Below are 18,769 nucleotides of genomic sequence, written 5' to 3'. Positions count from 1 at the left end.
CAGCTGATCAGCTGTAAGCAGAACCCTTAATGACGTTGCAATATTAAGGTGCCATTTTCATTGTCAAAAATTCTGCTGCATTTTTGTTCAAAATTTTCTTCTAATGTGGCAGCGTATTCAAACACTGTATCTTACCCTTGCTGTATTGCTTCATGGAGCTCTGTTGGCAGGACTTCCACTGATGACTTCTGCCGATTCCCACGTCATTTTAGCCAGAGACAATATAATTTTTTTTGCACTTATACTGATAAGCACCATGGACGCATTGTCTGCAATATTTCTCTATAAAACTCGCAAATTGCAAATAATTCTGGGTCGAATTGCTATTTTTACCACTATGGTTGCAATGGGGCTTATTCTGTATAAGTTTCTTATAATTCAAAAAACTGAAGCACATGTCACTGACATAGGTTTTTGGATGCCATTAGCCTTTATTGTGCTTGTTGCTCTGGCCAACAAAGCCATAATGCGCGACGAGGAAAAAGTCCGCTCAGCTGACCGCATACGTTGATGATTGGCACCGATATCCGACACGCAGCTGCTCTGCTAAAATCAGGCCAGGTAGTAGCCATTCCCACGGAGACTGTTTATGGTCTTGCTGCCAATGCACTTGACGCTGAGGCTGTAGCTCTCATCTTTGCGATCAAAAAAAGGCCTGCGTTTGATCCTCTAATTGTACATATTCATTCTGTAGAGCAATTAAGGGCTTTCACTTCCGGTCAGGTCACTACCGATGCGATCAGACTTGTTCAAACCTTTTGGCCTGGCCCGCTTACCGTAGTCCTTCCAAAGGCGGAAGTAATCCCTGATATTGTAACTGCAGGGTTGCCTACAGTAGGAATACGCATGCCGGCACACCCGATTGTTCGCCAGTTGCTGAGTATTTTAGACTTTCCTCTGGCTGCACCCAGTGCCAATCCCTTCGGATACATCAGCCCTGTAAATGCGGCACATGTCGCAGACCAACTTGGCGAGCAAATTCCCTATATTCTCGATGGTGGCGTATGTCAGGTCGGTCTTGAAAGCACCATTGTAGACTGCACCACCTCACCTTGTAAAGTGCTGCGTCTCGGCGGAATTTCGATCCGTGAAATAGCCGATGCATTAGGTTATACACCAGAGTCGCTTACACATTCTATTTCCAATCCCCGCGCGCCGGGAATGCTTACAACGCATTATGCTCCTCGGAAAAAGCTGATCCTCACATCCGATGAATCCGTCTTTGCTCATTATGCCGGTCAGCCCGAAATAGCGTTTTTGCGCTCTTGTACCCCCTTCACAGGTCATAAAATCCAGTACCTTCTTTCTTCAGACCCTTACGACGATCGCAAAGCAGCCTCACGTTTATTTTCATTGCTCAGAGAGCTCGACTCTAATCCTCACATTAAGCTCATTATAGCCGAGAGAGTACCTGACCACGGACTTGGCTCTGCCATCAATGACCGCCTAACGCGTGCAGCTACAGAATTACTTTGATGTGGTAATTCTTTGTCATTTCAATTCAGGAATTATCTGGAGAGTTGCCATTTGTCCTGAAGAGAGATCTTCTCATTAGTCCTACCAGAACCAGGTTTGCAGATCTGGTGAAGCACCAGAAAGGATGCAAGTGTTTAGCTATTTGGTTAAGGGATTGATGAGCTTACCCTATTTCTGGGTTGTGCATCGCGTATGTACATATCGCTATACCCAAAGGAAACTTCGTCAATCTGATATAGGCTGATTTGCTGAGGTTGTAGTTAGGTGCCAAGCATCTGATTGGCAAGAAGGTTGGAGTATTGCCAAACTTCCCGACCGGTTACGTTAGCCGTATTTCGCCGTGCAGACGGGAGAAGTGTATTTAGAGGTACTTCAATGGGGCGATTGGGGGTTTTATTAAGGTTATCCATTCGGCTCGATGTAGCACTGATAAATATCAAGAATAAAAGAAGGTTTGTCTTCATGGTGCGTTAGAAATTAAGTTGGATGTTTATATTCATCGAGCGGGTGTTCGGATTGTTGAAGTAGTCACGGCCGATTGCGTTGCCTGCCCGGAGAGATTGATCCTGGAGTCAGTGACTGAGCAGGCAGCCCAAAGGCTGCCAAAGCGCCCGGTGTTCCTGAAGTAGAGGTGATCTGTACACCCGCTACTTTGGCATTTAGACTATTGATCAGATTGGGTTCACGGCTTTGGGCGATTTCATCGCCCTTTACGTCTTGCAAAGCATAACCAATCTGCTTACGCTCACGACTGATGCCAATGGCGGTGATTACTACTTCTTCGAGCATCAGTTGATCCTCCTTCAGTACAACATCGATGTTCTTCCGCCCTTGTATGGGAATGGATGTGCTTTTATAGCCGACGAAGCTAAAGACCAAGACTCCGTCATTTGCCCTTTCGGACGGTATTGAGATTTTGAACCTGCCCTCCTCATTGGCTGAAACACCTAAAGACGTCCCTCTTAAGGTGACATTGACCATGGGAAGGGGCTCGCCTCGTGCATCGGTGACCCGGCCGGAAACCTCATGCTGTGCCGACAGAATTTGACATGTGATCAGCAGAGCAACAACAATACATAGCGCCTTCATATTTTATTGAATTTGAACGTGTAACCGTGAATTTGAATCATGTACAAGCCGCTATGCAACTCAGATACAGAAATAAATTCCCCCGGAGACCAATGGCCAACCCTAATAATGCGGCCGGTAACATCAGTGATGGTATAATCGCCCGGATGACTTATTTGGATGGTTAACTTATCGACAGCTGGATTAGGAGAAACGCCTCCTCTCAGATGGCTACCTTCGTCAGGAAAACCGAGTCCACTGTATGCACTGCAGGTAGGGGTATGGGATGCGGGCACTGAGCTGAAAGAGCCGTTTATCACATACCAGTTTTCCCAAAAACCACCACCAGTGGAGGTTTTCCAGTCATTTAAGTCCAAGGTAACGGAGCCTAATGTATCAGCCGGCGCTACGAATGCAAACAGGGCAGCATTGCTTCGGTTCCAGGTAAGTGGCGTATTTTGCTGAAGGTTTTCTGGTTCAAAAGGGGGCACACAACCAAGGCGAACGAAGGTGGCACGGTCATCAGGATATTTCGGATATTCGCCAAACACCCGGGCAATACCGCTGTCGTTTATGCAGACAGCTGAATATTCATTCACTCCAATACCCAAAACCGGATGACCGTGATCTGCAAGCAATCTGGCCATAAATACGGTAAGCCTGCCACGGCGGTCGGGGTTGTTGAGGTGAGTATCGCCAATCACCCTTTGAAGATGAGGCAGTTGAATAAAGTCATTTGCACCCAGAGTGATGCTAGCGTGAAAAGGATTCATCAGTACCACGTTTGATTCTGCACTAGCATTGAGTGCTGAATAGTAATAGCCAGTCAGGACAGCCATACCAGCACTGATACCTCCTACCACACCCCCTTTGGAGTGATAGAGATGATTGATAAGGCTGTCTACGGGAGTGTTTTTCCAAAAATTGACATAAGTCGCCTGATTGCCTCCGGCAATCCAAATGGCCTCAGCCTTGCTAAGTATATCAACCACCACGGAATCGAAACTATGTTGGCGGGATTTTAAAACCAATGTTCGTACTGAATGTATCGGCACATTGAGCTGATGATAGAGATAGTTTTGATAACCAGCTCCTCCGGAAGTTCGTAGTACTACCACATCACCGCCATTGGCCCGCTGAAGAAACCAGCGCATGGCCTGGTCGTTTTCACCTCCACCCCCCATTAGTACAATGCCTCTTTCAGGGGTTACCACCGTATCGTTCATGCTTCCGATGTGGTAGAGGTCGTATGATTGACCACTGATTTGAAACGTTGTAGTTGCTATTGCGAAGGGTATGAGCAATTTTTTCATGGCTTTTTTTCATTAAAAATTTTGACAAAACCTTCAATATGGCTGCCGCCGGCAGCCCGATACATGCCAGGTGTATTAAACGGCATGGAAATCTCACCTCTGACATTGACGGCAATAAGTCCTCCATCACCTCCAAGGACTTCTATGTCATCTATCACAGAATGGCAGGCAGATTGAAGGGTCTCCCCAAGCCTGTGACGCATGGCCACCTGGTGTGCGGCCACCGTTCGTATAAAAAATTCACCCCAACCGGTACACGATACAGCAACTAAGTCATCCGCATAGGTACCGCATCCAATCAATGGGGTGTCCCCGATTCTTCCAAACTTCTTGTTGGTAAGTCCTCCGGTAGAAGTAGCAGCAGCCAGTTGGCCATGTACGTCCAAGGCCACTGCACCCACCGTACCGTATTTTACATCATCGGGGGTATGGTCAAGCAGCAGGGCATTATCGGCTTTGGCTGCTTGCCATTGGCGATATCTGTGCCGGGTGTAAAACCACTTTTCTGACTCAAAATCAATTTCATGAAGACGTGCAAATTCCTCGGCCCCGGCGCCTGATAAAAACACATGAGGGCAATGTTCCATAATGGTCCGGGCCAGTATTACCGGATTTTTTACACCGGAAACAGAAGCTACCGCACCGGCCTTTCGGTCAGCGCCATTCATTACAGCTGCATCCATCTCGTGCCGACCATCATGGCTGAAAACCGAACCTCTTCCTGCATTAAACAAGGGACAATCTTCGAGTTTTGCTACAGTGTGTACTACAGTTTCTACAGCACTGCTACCTTTTTTCAGCAATTCCAGCCCTGTTTTGAGGGCATCGTCCAAAGCTTGAGTAAATTCCTTCCTCTCAGCCGGAGTGATGACTTCAGGTAGCAGCGTACCAGCTCCTCCGTGCAATGCCAGCGTGTATCGCATGTAATCTTATTTTGTCTGGATAGATTGATTTGAAATGTTAAAAAAGACAATCTGCCTGGAAAATCCCTACAACCGGGCAGGATGATCAGGGTTTTAATCGGATGATGTCAAAACTTGGAAAACTTTTGACTTGCGATAGTGCCAACGCCTTCGATGCTCAAAAAGTATACGCCTGATTTGATGTCACTTACGTCAATTTGAACCTGATTTTCACCGGGCTGGTACTGACCAAGTTTGTAGTTTTTGACAGCTTTTCCTGCCAAATCAAGGATAAATACCTGCAATTCATCCGCTTTGTCCAGGTTGAAAGAAAGTCTTATAAAATCCTTCGCTGGATTTGGATAGACCGATAACCCTTTAAGATTGCTGATTTCAGAAAGTCCGGTCGATGAATTGATAACTTCAATATTATCTATTGCGAGCTCATTGCCACCTTGACTGATGGGTGGATTGTAAGGCTTTGTCCAATTTCTGAAGGCTATTCGTATGGTTTTGTTAGCCCATCCGGCAGCTGCAAGACTTATTTGGCGATTTACAGGAGTAGCCACTTCACCACTATCAGAGGTATCAAATACTGGAGGATTAGCAGCAAAAGAGGCTATTGAAGTGTCTTCGCTGATAAAAATCTGATATCTGTCGCGATACAAACCCGATGAAGTGATGGCCAGTGCCGACCACTTCAAAATGGCGTCTGATCCAATAGCGATCGGGGGTAATATCATCCAGTCATCAGAAGGTCCCTGATCGTTGACATACCAACTGACCGAAAAGGCGCTGAGATTGTGTGGCCATCCTTGAGCAGTGATTTGACGCACTGTCCAGGCACTGTCTTTCATCGTAGCCAGTCCTGGATCATCGGGTGTGAGCCCATCCAGATTCACCAGGATGTAGTTTGAGGGCATTCCGTTTTCGAAATTTTCGAAATATACTTGTTGGGCTCCGACAGAGGCCCAAATGACTACTGCTGTAGCCAGTGAATACACTTTTTTCATGGTATTTGAGTTTAAGATGAATTGCTGATGGAAATAATCAGGAAATTGACCCTACGAAAAGCACATGTACACGGATTAATAAAAAATTTAAGGATGATGCAATCTGAGGGTCAGAGGATTGCATCTACCTGCCATGGTGTATTCAACAGTTAAAGATAGGTTGCAAGCCAAGCTTTTGGCAGGTCTTAAAATGTCGGTTATGAAAGAAAAATACCTTCATATTCAGAACAAAAATAATTAAACTTTTATAAATCATTAAAACAACTTTCATGTTTTTTAAGAAGAAAAATTCATCCAGTAAGATTTGAGCTTATAGTTTCATTATTAACCTTATTCTAAAGGATTTGTAAAAACTTCATTACCTGGTGATGCTCTTTACAGATAAGATAAATTTGCTAAAATTATTCCTAATGAGGTTATTTGGACTGCTACTCTTGACATTTCTCCTCTCAGTTGGGGTCAATGGTCAAACACCCACCCAGGGAAGGGTGAGAGGATATGTGTTTGACGCACAAACACGCGAGCCGTTGCCATATGTGAATGTGATCCTTGAGGCAGAAAGGAAAATTGGAGCCATCTCCAATGAGGATGGTTTTTTTGTTTTACCTAATGTAAATCCAGGTACTTATAAACTGACCATAAGCCTGATAGGGTACGAAACCTTTACCAAACAGGTGACAGTAGTAGCAAACAGAGTCCAAAACGAGCGAATAGGATTGAAACCCTCTACCGAATTTTTAGGGGAGGTGGAAATAAGTGCACAGAAAATTGAAGCCCAAACTAAAATTCAAACCGGAGTGATTTCACTAAACCCCAAGAAAATAGAAAGTTTCTCAGCCGGTGGTGATGCTGATATTATGCGTGCTATTCAGGTGTTGCCGGGTGTAGTATCTACCGGTGACCAGGGGGGGCAGATTTTCATCCGAGGTGGCGCTCCTATACAAAACCTAGTCCTTCTGGACAATATGATTATTTACAATCCCTTTCACAGCATTGGTTTTTACTCCGTTTTTGATCCCGATATAATTCGTTCGGCCGATATTTATACCGCAGGTTTCGGAGCTCAGTACGGCAGTAGAAACTCCTCGGTGATGGATTTTAAAACCAAGAATGGAAACAGCGACAGATTAGCCGGAAAATTTTCCCTTAGTACGTTCACATCCAAAGTCTTGCTCGAAGGACCTTTGTGGAAAAACGACGAAACCAACGAGTATATATCTTTTATTCTATCTGCCAAAAACAGTTTCCTCAATCGCACGGATAGAATTTTTTATCCATATATCGAATCTCAATTTGGCGGCCTGCCATTTCAATTTAATGACTACTATGGTAAAGTATCTGTTTCTTCAGGCTCAGGTGCAGGATTAAACCTTTTTGGCTTTTATTTCGATGATGCCGTGACCTTTGATGGAACCAACTCCATCAATTGGACTCAACTGGGTGGAGGTACGGACTTTACCATAGTACCGGAAGGAACCAGTGTCATCATTGATGGGAATTTTGGTTACACCAGGTACAACATAGAGGCCGATTTTGGCGACGGACAACCCCGTTCCAGCGAAGTGGGCGGATTCAATGGAGGCATCAATTTTACCTATTTGATGCGGAAAAGCGACGAACTCAAATTCGGAGTACAAGCCATAGGCTACAGAACAGAGTTGCTCCTTATCAACCCAGTGGGACAGAGAATTTTTAACGACGACAATTCCACAGAATTGGCAGGATACTTATCCTATCGGCTCAACACGGGAAGATTTCTGATCGAACCAGGAGTCAGATTGCACTATTACGCAAGTTTGAGTGACTTGTCCTTTGAGCCAAGGATTGGAGCCAAATACAACTGGACCGAAGACTTTAGGATTAAGGCCTCTGCCGGTGTTTATTCTCAGAATCTTGTGGGGGCCAACTCAGACCGCGATGTAGTCAATTTGTTCTATGGCTTTTTAGGAGGGCCAACAAGTATTCCATCTACCTTTAACGGCAGAAACTTTTTCCTCTCATCACAGACCGCATACCATTACATAGCAGGCCTGGAATATGACATCACCAGAAAGACTACTTTGACCATTGAAGGTTATATCAAAGATTTTGCTATCAACTACAACTTAAACAGAAATAAAATTTACGAAGAAGGAACCCCAGGAAAGCCTGAGGAGCTCTCCAAAGACTTTATCATTGAAACCGGTCTGGCATCGGGTGTCGACTTCCTGCTCAAGTACGAAGAAAAGAATCATTATTTATGGCTTGCCTATTCACTTGCAAGAATCACCCGATTCGACGGACAAATCGAATACTTCCCGGTTTTTGACCGACGTCATAATCTCAACATGGTCTATACCTACAATGCGGGTAAAAACAAGGAATGGGACTTTTCGGTCCGATACAATTTTGGTACAGGATTTCCCTTTACACCAACTCAGGGGAATTTTGTACAACTCAACTTTACCAATCAGTTCAATCAACCCTTTGCCAATTACAATTTTGTACAAGAAAACGGTGTAGTTGGATACATCTATGGTGATCTTAACTCTGCCAGATTGCCCAACTATCATCGGTTTGACATCAGTGCCAAGCGGTCTTTCAAAATCAAGGAAAATCAAAAACTCGAAATCAGTGCCGGAGCCACCAATCTGTTAAATAGAAATAACATTTTTTATTACGACAGGGGTAGAGCTACACGCGTGGATCAGTTGCCAATACTACCCACTGTATCAGTTAACTATGCATTTTAACATACAGAAAAGGCTGCCTTGTGGGCAGCCTTTTCTCATCAAATTTATACTTTACAGTTTAGACCATTTTTACTTTTTCTTTCTCTTTTCGAAGTTGTCTAGATAACACATCAGCACACATGTCTGTAGCCTCCTCAAATGTAGAGGCAATTTTTTTTACTACAATATCATTACCCGGAATGTTGACTTTTATCTCTACGATTTTATTTTCCCGTGTGCTGGTGTTTTCCAATTTCAGATATACATCAGCGTCTACAACGCGGTCATAAAAGGTGTCCAGTTTGTCCATTTTCTTTTGAATAAAATTGATCAGCTTCTGATCGGCTGTGAAGTGAACGGATTGAATTCTTACTACCATAGCTTTTGGGTTTTAAGTGCTTCTTGGATGGAAGCGGTTATACACTGATTTGAGTTTTTGGAGGTCGTTCTGAGTGTAAACTTGAGTAGCTGCCAGGCTGCTGTGCCCAAGCAACTCTTTTATGCTCATGAGGTCCGCCCCCCTGTTGAGCAAATGAGTAGCAAAAGCATGGCGAAGCATGTGCGGGCTTTTTTGGTTTACCTCAGAAACAGCACCAAGGTATGATTTAACAATTATATAAACAAGCGTTTTGCTCACTTTTTTGCCCTTTTTGGTCAAAAAAAGCGCAGAGTGATCACAATTGTCTAGTTCTTGCCTCATTTTCAAATATTTTTCTAATAATTGGCGCAGATAATCGTTTACAGGCACGATGCGCTCTTTGTTTCCTTTTCCTCTTACCCGAATTGTATTGCTGTAAAAATCAATACTTTCGACAGTCAAATCAATCAGTTCCTGTCTCCTCAGTCCGGTACAGTACAAAAGCTCAACAATGACGAGATTTCTAACCGATTCAAAATCCCCTTTCTGGCTTATTTGTTCTACAATATCCTGAAGTTTTTTAAGTTCCTTTTCCCGTGGAATATCTTTAAGCTTTCTTGGCAGCTTCGGAAAAGTAAGATGATGAGCTGGATTTGAATGTATCACCCCTCTTTTTTTTAGAAATTTAAAGAAAGATTTGAAGGCTGAAATCTTTCTTCTGACAGTGGACGGACGGAGTCTAAGCGCCGACAATTGAGAAACATAGTGCCTCAACTGCCTTCCAGTTAATTTTCTAAAGTCCTGATGGTCAAAATACTCTCCAAGGTCCGACAAGTCTTTTTTATACGCTGCTAGGGTATGCTCCGATGCATTTCTAAGCGATTGCAAGTAGGCGAAGTACTCGTTCAGAAGGAGCTGATTAGTCATAAAAAGCAAATAGCCGATCAAAAGTATTTTGACCGGCTAAATTTATGTACAATTTTAAAACGTCAGGCCTCTTGTTGACTTCTGATTTTCTGAGTAAAAATGGCTTTCAGGATTTGATTTCTCCTTTTTACCGATGGCTTGGTAAAGTGTTGTTTATCACGGAGGGTACGGACTATGCCGATTTTATCAAACTTTTTTTTATAGCGTTTTAACGCTTTCTCGATGCTTTCACCTTCTTTAACTGTAACGTGAATCATGTTTTTAAACTTCTTCAGATTTATTTTGGGGTGCAAAGATAAACATTCATACGTTTCATTGAAATTAATTCAACACATTTCTTGAAATCACAAGTCTTTGAATTTCAGACGTTCCCTCTCCTATCGTGCACAATTTACAATCTCTGTAATATTTTTCAACCGGAAAATCTTTCGTAAAGCCATATCCGCCAAAAATTTGAACAGCTTCATTCGCTATCCTGACACTTACTTCAGAGGCATAGAGTTTTGCCATAGCCCCTTCTTTAGTAACCTTATGCCCGTTATTTTTTAAATAAGCTGCCCGATATGTAAGCAATTCGGCGGCTTCAATCTGGGTGGCCATATCCGCCAGCTTAAAGGCAATGGCCTGAAAATGAGCAATGGGTTTTCCAAACTGAACTCTTTCTTTAGCATATTTTACGGAGGCTTCATAGGCACCTTTTGCTATGCCTACAGACAGTGCAGCTATTGATATTCGTCCTCCATCCAATACTTTCATCGCTTGAATAAAACCTTCTCCCTCTTCACCAATCATCTGAGAGTGATGTACTCGACAATTGTCGAAAATCAACTCAGCCGTCTCGGATGCTCTCATTCCGAGCTTATTTTCTTTTTTGCCGGCAAAGAATCCAGGCGTACCTTTTTCTATGATAAAAGTCGACATGCCATGAGAATCGCCTTTTTTTCCCGTTCTTACTATTACCACCGCTACATCTCCCGATTTGCCGTGTGTAATAAAGTTTTTTGAACCATTTATTATCCAATAATCTCCATCGCGAACGGCAGTCGTATTCATTCCTCCAGCATCAGAACCGGTACCAGCTTCTGTGAGACCCCATGCTCCTATCCATTGGCCGGTGGCCAGGAGAGGGAGATATTTGTGCTTCTGCTCTTCATTGCCAAACTGAAGTATGTGACCGGTACAGAGAGAATTGTGCGCAGCCATCGACAGCCCGATCGATGGATCCACTTTTGCCAGTTCGATGATGGCAGCTACATATTCGTCATATGTGAGTCCTGCTCCTCCGTATTCTTCTGGCACCAAAACACCCATCAATCCGATTTCTCCGAGTTTTTTCATTACATCTATAGGAAAATGCTGAGCCTCATCCCATTCCATAACGTGTGGTCTGATGTGTTTCTCTGCAAACTCTCTTACTGCATCAATAATCATTTTTTGAGTGTCGGTAAATGACAAGTCAAATGAAGTTTTGGTCTCAATCATAGCGTAAGTACTTTAGTTTTCCCCTGTTGTTAAATAAGGATACAGTTTACTTAAATCCTTATTTTTTGCCAAATTTAATTTCTCAATTTCAAAAACGCTTTGAAACAGCCTAAAGTTTTTTCTGAACGCCACGATCTCTCTTGCAAGGCCAGAGCTTATGTAGGGATGTACGATCAGTTGTTCTTCTGAAGTGGTATTTATATTGATTTTTCTGATCAGTGATGTATCCAGGCTGATTTGTGGTTTAATCCATTCAAATCTCGAACTGTCGATTCCATAGACTTCCAGAAGTTGCTCTTCCCGAACAAATCCTCCTAATGAATTTCTGTATCTTATAATTCGATGTGCCAACGTAGGACCTATTCCTCTGATGGACACCAAAGTCGCACTATCGGCTGAATTGATATCTGTCAAAGCTACCGTGGTGTTTTCATCATTTTCTTTATTAATACCATCCGAAGCAATTTGTATGTAAGGCTCAAGAGTTCGATAAAAAATCGAGTCAATTCCATACAACCTTCTTAAGTCTTCTTTCTTAAAAAACTTTCCACCTCGGCTTCTATATCTAAGCAAATTTGAGATTTGCCATGGTTTAAAACCCAAGCTAAAGAATTCCATTGAATCAGCAAGATTGGGGTCAAAAGGTTTGAGCTTTACCTTCTGTTGAGTGGCATAGTCGCCAGATTTAGAGTCAAAAATCAGATATGGCGATTGAAATCTGACCCAGGCTGAATCCATGTGATAAATTTTATACAACTCTTCGACGGTGAAAAATTTCCCACCTTTCTTCCGGTAATTGACTATCGAACGTGACAATCTTTCGCTTAATCCACTCCTGATCAAATCTTCGTAGCTGATATCGTTTGGATTAAAATTGCCAATTTCAAAATAAGACTTTTCTGCTTCCGGATCTTGAGTTTTAGGAAGGATGTCTACTTGCTCAGTTTTAAGTATTTCATACCCAAAACTGGCCAGATGTGCTTTAGCATAATATTTTAAATAAAAATTCAATGCCCAAAGAAACATAATCAATGAGAAAAGAACCACCAAACCTCTGCTTTCAGATTTGGTAATGGCAAAATATTCTTTAATTCTTTGCCACATACTAAGGAATTATTTTCCATTAGGCTTTTTTAGTACTTTTATGTAGAGATAAAGGGTGACTCCGGTAATCAGAGCCTGGGTAACTATCATGAAAATCAAGGCGGATATATTCATAGCAAAGCTATCTTTCGCTTTTTGTAGGCAATGTGTACCAGAAATGCTATTCCCAGAAACATAACAGACAACAATGATCTAGCTAGATTGATGTAAAATTTTTGTTCTTTCAAAGATTCAATTTCCTGTGGATTTGTGGTATGTCTAAGTTTTTCGTTGATATCTGTGTTGGAAATTTTTGAGATCAGGGAGTTGTTGTCCAATTTCCAACCCTTGCCGCTGATTAACGATTTTAAATTACCTTTCCAGTCTTGAAAATCAGTCAATGTATAGGCCTCGGGAGAAATGCTGAATTGGTCTTGAATGAATTTCTCAAAATAAACTGAATTTCTAAAATTTTTTGAAAATGTCTGGGCATCTGATTTCAGTGTGGTTTTATTTCCTGTATTTATTACTTCAAATCCATTTTCCAGCAATAGATCTAAAAAGTCTTTATTTTGACTTTGAGGTGACTTTAATACAATTAATTTTTCAACAGGAGGAGCAATAAACGAACCTAAAAATACAAAAAAGAGCAAGATAGGTGTAACGTATTTAATGATGTATTTGTAAATGATTGGCAGTTTAATATCGGATCCTTCAGTAAGTTCTGCCCATCCCTTATCAATGCCAAAAATCCAAGCAAAAAGTACTATTTCAATCAAAGCAAAAATCACCAGCGAAACAGTTCCCCCCCAGTAGTCATATTCATCGAAAACGCCCTGATGAAAGAACAAAACTGTAGGTAAACCGAAAGCGAGTATAATCAATCCAAATGATAAAGCTCCTTTTTCACGTGTCCAGCGAAATTCATCCTGCATAAAACCAACCCATGGAGTGCCCATAGCCAAAGAGGAAGTAATCCCTGCAAAAAACAGCAATCCAAACCAAAAAACCCCCGACAATGCTCCAAGGAGAGCTCCCCATTTGTCAAACAAATAGGGCATCGTTTGGAAGGCCATGCCAAATCCGGCATTTTCACGCACCCAATCTATACCCAGATAGCCGGCTGCTATAGGGATGACAATAAGGCTACCAAGTACTACTTCTACGAACTCATTAGTGAAGCCTGCAGATGTAGCATTTAGCGCTATATCTTCCTTAGCCCTTACATAGCTGGCATAACATTGAATTGTGCCCATGCCTACAGATAGGGTAAAAAAGATTTGCCCCGCTGCAGCCAACCAGACTTTTGGGTTTAGCAGACTGTCAAACTGAGGTGTCCACAAAAAATTTATGCCCTCCCATGAGTTGGCATCGGGATGTTCTGCCGTGGCACCTGATGTCCCAATGGTAAGGCCTTGAAAAGCCAGGAAAGCTCCAAATATCAACAGCAACGGAACACCCACTACAGCTACTTTTTCTATGCCGGCAAGTCCCCTGGAAAGAATCCAGGTATTCAACCCAAGACAAAGAATGTAAAATAGTACGGCCTCATAAGGAATACCAAGAGTAGTTTTATCAATTTCTGTATAATCCACAAAAAACTGAGCCACCTCTGCCTGCGACATGCCTCTGAATGTTCCTATGATGGAATGAAAAACATATGAAAGCGTCCAGCTTTCGATATAGCAATAGTAACTGGCTACTGCTACATTAGTAAAAATCCCGAAGACACCAATGTATTTCCATATCCGACGGCGGTCCATGGCGTCGAGTATAAATGGTGTTGAATGAATGCCTTTCTTTCCACCAAAGCGACCAACAGACCACTCTACCCAAAGCAAAGGGATACCCATTAAGAGAAAACTGACCAGGTATGGGATTATGAATGCACCGCCACCATTTTGCACGGCTTGAACCGGAAACCGGAGAAAATTTCCCAACCCAACTGCGTTTCCGGCCATAGCAAGGATCAAACCCAATCGTGTCCCCCACGATTCTATTTTCATGCTCAGAGCACCTTACAGGTTAAACATGAGCAAATAAAACGAGTATTACCGGAATGAAAAATATTTTTTATCCGTTTTTTAAGCACTGGTCCACGATAGCCAGACCTTCTTTAAAAGAATGAGGATTGTAACCAAGTACTTTTCTTGCTTTCTCGATGATAAATCCTGTTTTTGGTGGTCTGTTAGCAGGTTGTCCCAGAGTAATTGAATCCACAGGGGTGACAATCGAAGCATCCAATCCCCAAAATTCAGCTACTGCGTATACTATTTCCACAATGCTCATGTACTCTTTTCCTGATATATGAAATATGCCATTGGCTTTTCTCTCGGCAGCCAGCAGGCATGCTTCAGCCAGATCTTCGGCCAGTGTAGGAGTGCGGAACTGGTCATTTACGACCTTAATGGGCTGGCCTTTTTCAAGAGCCCCTTTAGCCCAGAGCACGATGTTGGTACGCGATAAGCCCGGAGCATAGCCATACACCAGAATCGTACGCAGAATAGAAGCACTGATGCCACTGCTGATGACAATCTGCTCTGAGTCCAGTTTTGATTTGCCATAGATGCTCAAAGGATTGGGAATGGCTTCTTCTGATAGCAAACCATTGGTACCATCAAATATAAAATCCGTGCTGATATGCACCAGGTGAATGTCATAAGCCCTACATTCATCGGTGAGATATTGCACAGCATCTACATTGAGTCTTCTGCACCCTTCCGGGTCCTGCTCGCACGCATCTACATTGGTCATTGCTGCTGTATGGATTATGATTTCGGGCTTGTATTTGGATATCACTTTTTCTACCTCATGCTTATTGGTTATATCGAGGTTTTCATAGATGTATCCTCCCGGCCTAATATATCGGTCTATTCCCCGTGAGGTATTTATCAGCTGATGATGAGGGTGATTTTTAAGACGCTCGGTCAGTTTATTTCCAAGAAGACCATTGCAGCCTGTTACGAGTATTTTCATTATCAACGTGTATTATTCATATTTGGGTTTTACCAAGGCTAAAATCAGATACGCTACTATTACGGTTCCAAAGGATATAAATGTGCCGATGACAAATGCAATACGCAATCCTCTCCGGTCGAGATTAAACCTTCGAGACAACCAATCGCATACACCAAAAATGACTGTATCTTCCATGATGCAGAGGATATATGTTGAATCACTTCAAAAGTATCAAATATTATCCAGCGCCAACTTCAAACGACCTGATAAAGATGTGGATGTTTTTCACTAGTTCAGATGTGTATCCGCAGAGAGAAACCCTATAGCCTTACTATTGAAAAATTCGGGCTGATCGACATTGCACACATGACCACTATCCGGTACTATTAAAAGAAATGAATTTTCATGTTGTGTGGCTACCAATTGGACCGAAGGCAGAAACATGTAATCTTCATCTCCCATCAGATACAAAGTAGGATGCTTAGGTGCTTTTTCTCTGAAAAGCTTCATAAGTGGTTTTAGTTGAGAGGTGATTTTTATCCATTTAAGAAATTCTTTCTGATAAATTTTTCGAGCTTCCCTGATAAAGAGACTCCTTGACTTTTTATGTCTCTTTTTAGGCATCAGAATGTATGCATACATTTTATATATCCAGATAAATGGCAAAATTTTTTTCAGCATATGTGCCAGCCTGACAAGAATCCGGCTTCTAAGGTTAAATCGTATAACCGCACCACCCATCACCATCCTCAGCACACGCTGGGGATATCTTTCCGATATTTCTCGAATGATAATGGTACCAAGGGAAACCCCGATGAAATGCGTCTTTCCAATTTGTAAATGGTCCAATACCTTGATGACATCGTCGCAAATGTCTTCGAACTGGTGTTCCTTGCAGCTTATCCAATCCTGAAAGAGATTTCGCGAATTGCCATGACCCCTTAAATCCACCAGCAGCACGTGAAAAGTTTTTTTAAAGTCCCGAAGCTGGCGATACCAAATCGTAGAACTGCCACCTGCTCCATGAATAAACGTAACCCATGCAGCATCTTTGTTCTGGTTTATATAGACTTTGTGATACAGCAATTCCATCAGCTGATGGCCTTTTTTGCTTTAATAATTGTACTTAAATCCGATTGTTTAAAGTATGGGTCAAAAGACGATACCGGCGCAATCCAAATCCACTCGACATTCTCCATCTGGATTGGCTTGCCATTAAAAGAAAGAACTTCAGAATCGCCGTATCCATGCAGATAGACTTCTATTGCTTTGATATCAAAAGGTTCATCACCATCGATTTGTTGTATCTTCCAATGCTCATTTTCCGGGTAATACTCCCATTGAAGCAATGCAAACTTGCCATTTAGATGGTCATATCCCTCTCCACTGTCGAGGTAGAATATTCCCGATTGGGGCTGAGTACCTTTATAACAATGCAGTTGAAATTTCCGGTTCATCAGGTCAGATAAATGATCAGAAGCTACCATACTCAACAAGGCATGACCACCTTTTACAAAAACCGGTATTCGATGACGATGCAACTCCACTACATGCTCTCCAGCCTCATATTTCATTCCGGTAAACATTTCGTAATACAACCCTTCACCTGGTAACCAAACCCTTGCAAAAGCCTGCTGTGCCGGCACTGGACAGACCAAAATACTCCGGCCACAGAAAAACTGATGGCCATAATCCCCTGCAAAAGATCTCTCATCAGTGTAATAATCAAAATACATTGGTCTATTGACTGGTTCATCGTACGTTACAGCCCTGTAAAAAACAGTGTACAAATAAGGCATAATTTTGTATCTCAGTGAAATAAAGTTTCTACTGACTTCTTCTGCTTCCTCTCCAAACGACCATGGCTCATGATCTCGGCTATTGATCATGGAGTGTCCACGAAAAAACGGATTAAAGGCTCCTACAGCTATCCAGCGCATAAAGAGTTCAGGAGAGCACTCACCAATAAAACCTCCTACATCATTTCCACAGAAAAAATAGCCACTTACAGACAGACTATTTATAAGCCTTTGCCCCAGAAACAAGTGCTCTTCGTTGGAAATATTGTCGCCGGTCCACTTCCACGCATATCGCTGTGTACCGGAAAAGGCAGCTCTAGTCAGGCAAAAAGGCCTTTTTGCCGGGCGATGTAGTTTTTGAGCCTCATAGGTAGCTCTTACCATTTGCATCCCATACACATTATGCGCGTGCAGATGGCTGGCTGTTTTTCCCTCATATTCGAAGACAGTACAATCAGGAAAATGTTTCCCCCATACAGCTGGTTCGTTCATATCATTCCAAAAGCCAGAAACCCCCTCTTCAATATGCTGACTCATAAAAGATTTCCACCATTCTCTGGCACGACTCGAGGTAAAATCGGGAAAAAAACATTTGCCAGGCCATGCCTCTCCAATGTAAGGTTTCCCGTCGGGGTATTTAACAAAGATGTCTTCCCTTAGGCCACTATCGGAAGCGTAGTAGCCTTCCTCTGCTTTTATACCCGGGTCCTGAATTATAACCAAATGAAAGCCTCTGTCCTTCAGCATTTGTACAAATTTACCCGGGTCCGGAAAGCGGTCCTTATTCCAGGTAAATACTTTGTACTCTTCCATGTAATGAATATCCAGGTAGAGGACATCGCACGGTATGCGCTTTTTTCGGAAGGTATCGGCCAAAAGCAGCAGCTCTTCCTGAGGATAATAACTGTATCTGCATTGCTGATATCCAAGTGCCCAGAGGGGAGGAAGCTCAGGTCTTCCTGTCAGATTCAAATATTCCGTTACTACACCTTGAACATCTCCGGTGTAGATGAAAAAGTAATCTAAATAGCCATCAGCTGACCTGAAAAAAGAAAATCGTTCGTTGGAAGCCCCGAAGTTAAAATCCGTCTGCGAGCTGTTGTTGAGAAATATCCCATAAGGTAAGTTGTTGTGTATGCCGATATAAAAAGGTATGCTGCTGTAAAGTGGGTCAAATTCCTGATGGTAGGCAAAAGCATCCGTATTCCAGTTTTTAAATTGCCAGCCTCTTCGGTTTATTGGACCGGTCTTCTCTCCTAGACCGATAAATTTTTCATCGGGTTGTAGCTCTTTCAGCACTGAGATTCCATTATCTTGGATTTGAATTCCCAATTCAGAATCTCTGTTGATCAGCCTGCCATCCTGTGTGTAGAAAGAAATTCTAAATGGGTTATCGTGAACTACTGCTTTAAACAATGGCAAGCTGATCTCAATCTGTCCATCAATGTTCTGTGTCCAACTCAATAGATTTTCTTTCAGGTTTATGATTGAGTAAGGGTTTTCAACGTACTTTTTATCCTGTTGACTAATTCTTATGCGCAGAACATTTTCAGATGGCGAAGTGATAACTACATTCAAATTTCCGGACTTCAGACGAATTGCATCGGATGGGTTTGAAAAGATATGGTTCATAGCAAGAGACTTTCAGGCCGGTAAAATAATGCTGCTGAAACTGCATG

General features: G+C 42.5%; 18 protein-coding genes. 3 read left to right on the top strand and 15 right to left on the bottom strand.

Going from position 1 to position 18,769, the window contains the following annotated elements; all coding sequences use genetic code 11:
- The first annotated feature begins 103 nt into the window (after nt 1-103).
- Both DES35_RS06320 and DES35_RS06315 read left to right on the top strand, forming a co-directional pair.
- Nucleotides 104-511: a DUF4293 family protein gene (locus DES35_RS06320; protein ID WP_037357240.1), complete on the top strand. Its 408-nt coding sequence runs from the start codon at nt 104-106 to the stop codon at nt 509-511.
- On the top strand, nt 511-1,476 hold the full coding sequence (locus DES35_RS06315) for an L-threonylcarbamoyladenylate synthase (RefSeq protein ID WP_114366129.1): 966 nt from the start codon (nt 511-513) through the stop codon (nt 1,474-1,476). The genes DES35_RS06320 and DES35_RS06315 overlap by 1 nt, the downstream gene beginning before the upstream one ends.
- 260 nt (nt 1,477-1,736) lie before the next feature.
- Here the strand turns inward: DES35_RS06315 and DES35_RS11420 are convergent, their stop codons facing one another.
- The 5 genes from DES35_RS11420 to DES35_RS06295 form a co-directional block, all read right to left on the bottom strand.
- Complete coding sequence (locus DES35_RS11420; protein WP_125039407.1) at nt 1,737-1,940, bottom strand: hypothetical protein; 204 nt, start codon at nt 1,938-1,940, stop codon at nt 1,737-1,739.
- 64 nt (nt 1,941-2,004) lie between these two features.
- A complete protein-coding gene (locus tag DES35_RS06310) occupies nt 2,005-2,565 on the bottom strand; it encodes a carboxypeptidase-like regulatory domain-containing protein (RefSeq protein WP_114366128.1) in 561 nt (186 codons plus the stop codon).
- Complete coding sequence (locus tag DES35_RS06305; protein WP_114366127.1) at nt 2,562-3,857, bottom strand: Type 1 glutamine amidotransferase-like domain-containing protein; 1,296 nt, start codon at nt 3,855-3,857, stop codon at nt 2,562-2,564. The genes DES35_RS06310 and DES35_RS06305 overlap by 4 nt, the downstream gene beginning before the upstream one ends.
- Complete coding sequence (locus DES35_RS06300; RefSeq protein ID WP_114366126.1) at nt 3,854-4,780, bottom strand: isoaspartyl peptidase/L-asparaginase family protein; 927 nt, start codon at nt 4,778-4,780, stop codon at nt 3,854-3,856. The genes DES35_RS06305 and DES35_RS06300 overlap by 4 nt, the downstream gene beginning before the upstream one ends.
- 107 nt (nt 4,781-4,887) lie before the next feature.
- Entirely contained in the window at nt 4,888-5,772 is an 885-nt protein-coding gene (locus tag DES35_RS06295; protein ID WP_037357227.1) for a T9SS-dependent choice-of-anchor J family protein, read from the bottom strand.
- A gap of 410 nt (nt 5,773-6,182) precedes the next feature.
- Here DES35_RS06295 and DES35_RS06290 point away from each other — a divergent pair, with 410 nt between their 5' ends.
- Nucleotides 6,183-8,504, top strand: coding sequence for a TonB-dependent receptor (locus DES35_RS06290; RefSeq protein WP_051889191.1), 2,322 nt, complete (start codon nt 6,183-6,185; stop codon nt 8,502-8,504).
- A 58-nt stretch (nt 8,505-8,562) separates the two neighbouring features.
- On the opposite strand, the gene hpf is transcribed toward DES35_RS06290, so the two are convergent.
- The 10 genes from hpf to DES35_RS06240 form a co-directional block, all read right to left on the bottom strand.
- Nucleotides 8,563-8,862: a ribosome hibernation-promoting factor, HPF/YfiA family gene (hpf, locus tag DES35_RS06285; RefSeq protein WP_037357223.1), complete on the bottom strand. Its 300-nt coding sequence runs from the start codon at nt 8,860-8,862 to the stop codon at nt 8,563-8,565.
- A 12-nt stretch (nt 8,863-8,874) separates the two neighbouring features.
- The gene (locus tag DES35_RS06280; protein ID WP_114366125.1) at nt 8,875-9,768 is read right to left on the bottom strand and encodes a tyrosine-type recombinase/integrase; all 894 of its coding nucleotides are present in this window, start codon (nt 9,766-9,768) and stop codon (nt 8,875-8,877) included.
- 62 nt (nt 9,769-9,830) lie between these two features.
- Nucleotides 9,831-10,025 carry a 30S ribosomal protein S21 gene (gene rpsU, locus DES35_RS06275; protein WP_037357219.1) on the bottom strand — a complete coding sequence of 65 codons (195 nt, stop codon included), beginning with the start codon at nt 10,023-10,025 and terminating at the stop codon, nt 9,831-9,833.
- 64 nt (nt 10,026-10,089) lie between these two features.
- Entirely contained in the window at nt 10,090-11,250 is a 1,161-nt protein-coding gene (locus DES35_RS06270) for an acyl-CoA dehydrogenase (RefSeq protein WP_037357217.1), read from the bottom strand.
- Between the two features lie 12 nt (nt 11,251-11,262).
- On the bottom strand, nt 11,263-12,354 hold the full coding sequence (locus DES35_RS06265; RefSeq protein WP_037357215.1) for a helix-hairpin-helix domain-containing protein: 1,092 nt from the start codon (nt 12,352-12,354) through the stop codon (nt 11,263-11,265).
- 110 nt (nt 12,355-12,464) lie between these two features.
- On the bottom strand, nt 12,465-14,339 hold the full coding sequence (locus DES35_RS06260) for a sodium-dependent transporter (protein ID WP_244906327.1): 1,875 nt from the start codon (nt 14,337-14,339) through the stop codon (nt 12,465-12,467).
- Nucleotides 14,340-14,406: 67 nt separating this feature from the next.
- Nucleotides 14,407-15,309, bottom strand: coding sequence for an SDR family oxidoreductase (locus DES35_RS06255; RefSeq protein ID WP_037357211.1), 903 nt, complete (start codon nt 15,307-15,309; stop codon nt 14,407-14,409).
- A 12-nt stretch (nt 15,310-15,321) separates the two neighbouring features.
- A complete protein-coding gene (locus DES35_RS06250) occupies nt 15,322-15,486 on the bottom strand; it encodes a PspC domain-containing protein (RefSeq protein WP_084180097.1) in 165 nt (54 codons plus the stop codon).
- A gap of 93 nt (nt 15,487-15,579) precedes the next feature.
- Complete coding sequence (locus DES35_RS06245; RefSeq protein ID WP_200876135.1) at nt 15,580-16,383, bottom strand: alpha/beta fold hydrolase; 804 nt, start codon at nt 16,381-16,383, stop codon at nt 15,580-15,582.
- On the bottom strand, nt 16,383-18,722 hold the full coding sequence (locus tag DES35_RS06240; protein WP_051889190.1) for a TIM-barrel domain-containing protein: 2,340 nt from the start codon (nt 18,720-18,722) through the stop codon (nt 16,383-16,385). Before DES35_RS06240 ends, DES35_RS06245 begins: the two co-directional genes overlap by 1 nt.
- Nucleotides 18,723-18,769 lie beyond the last annotated feature (47 nt).

Source organism: Schleiferia thermophila (assembly GCF_003337435.1).
In the GTDB taxonomy this organism is placed as follows: domain Bacteria; phylum Bacteroidota; class Bacteroidia; order Flavobacteriales; family Schleiferiaceae; genus Schleiferia; species Schleiferia thermophila.
Note: the sequence above shows the minus strand (reverse complement) of the source record. Positions and strands in the feature narration are given on the sequence as shown.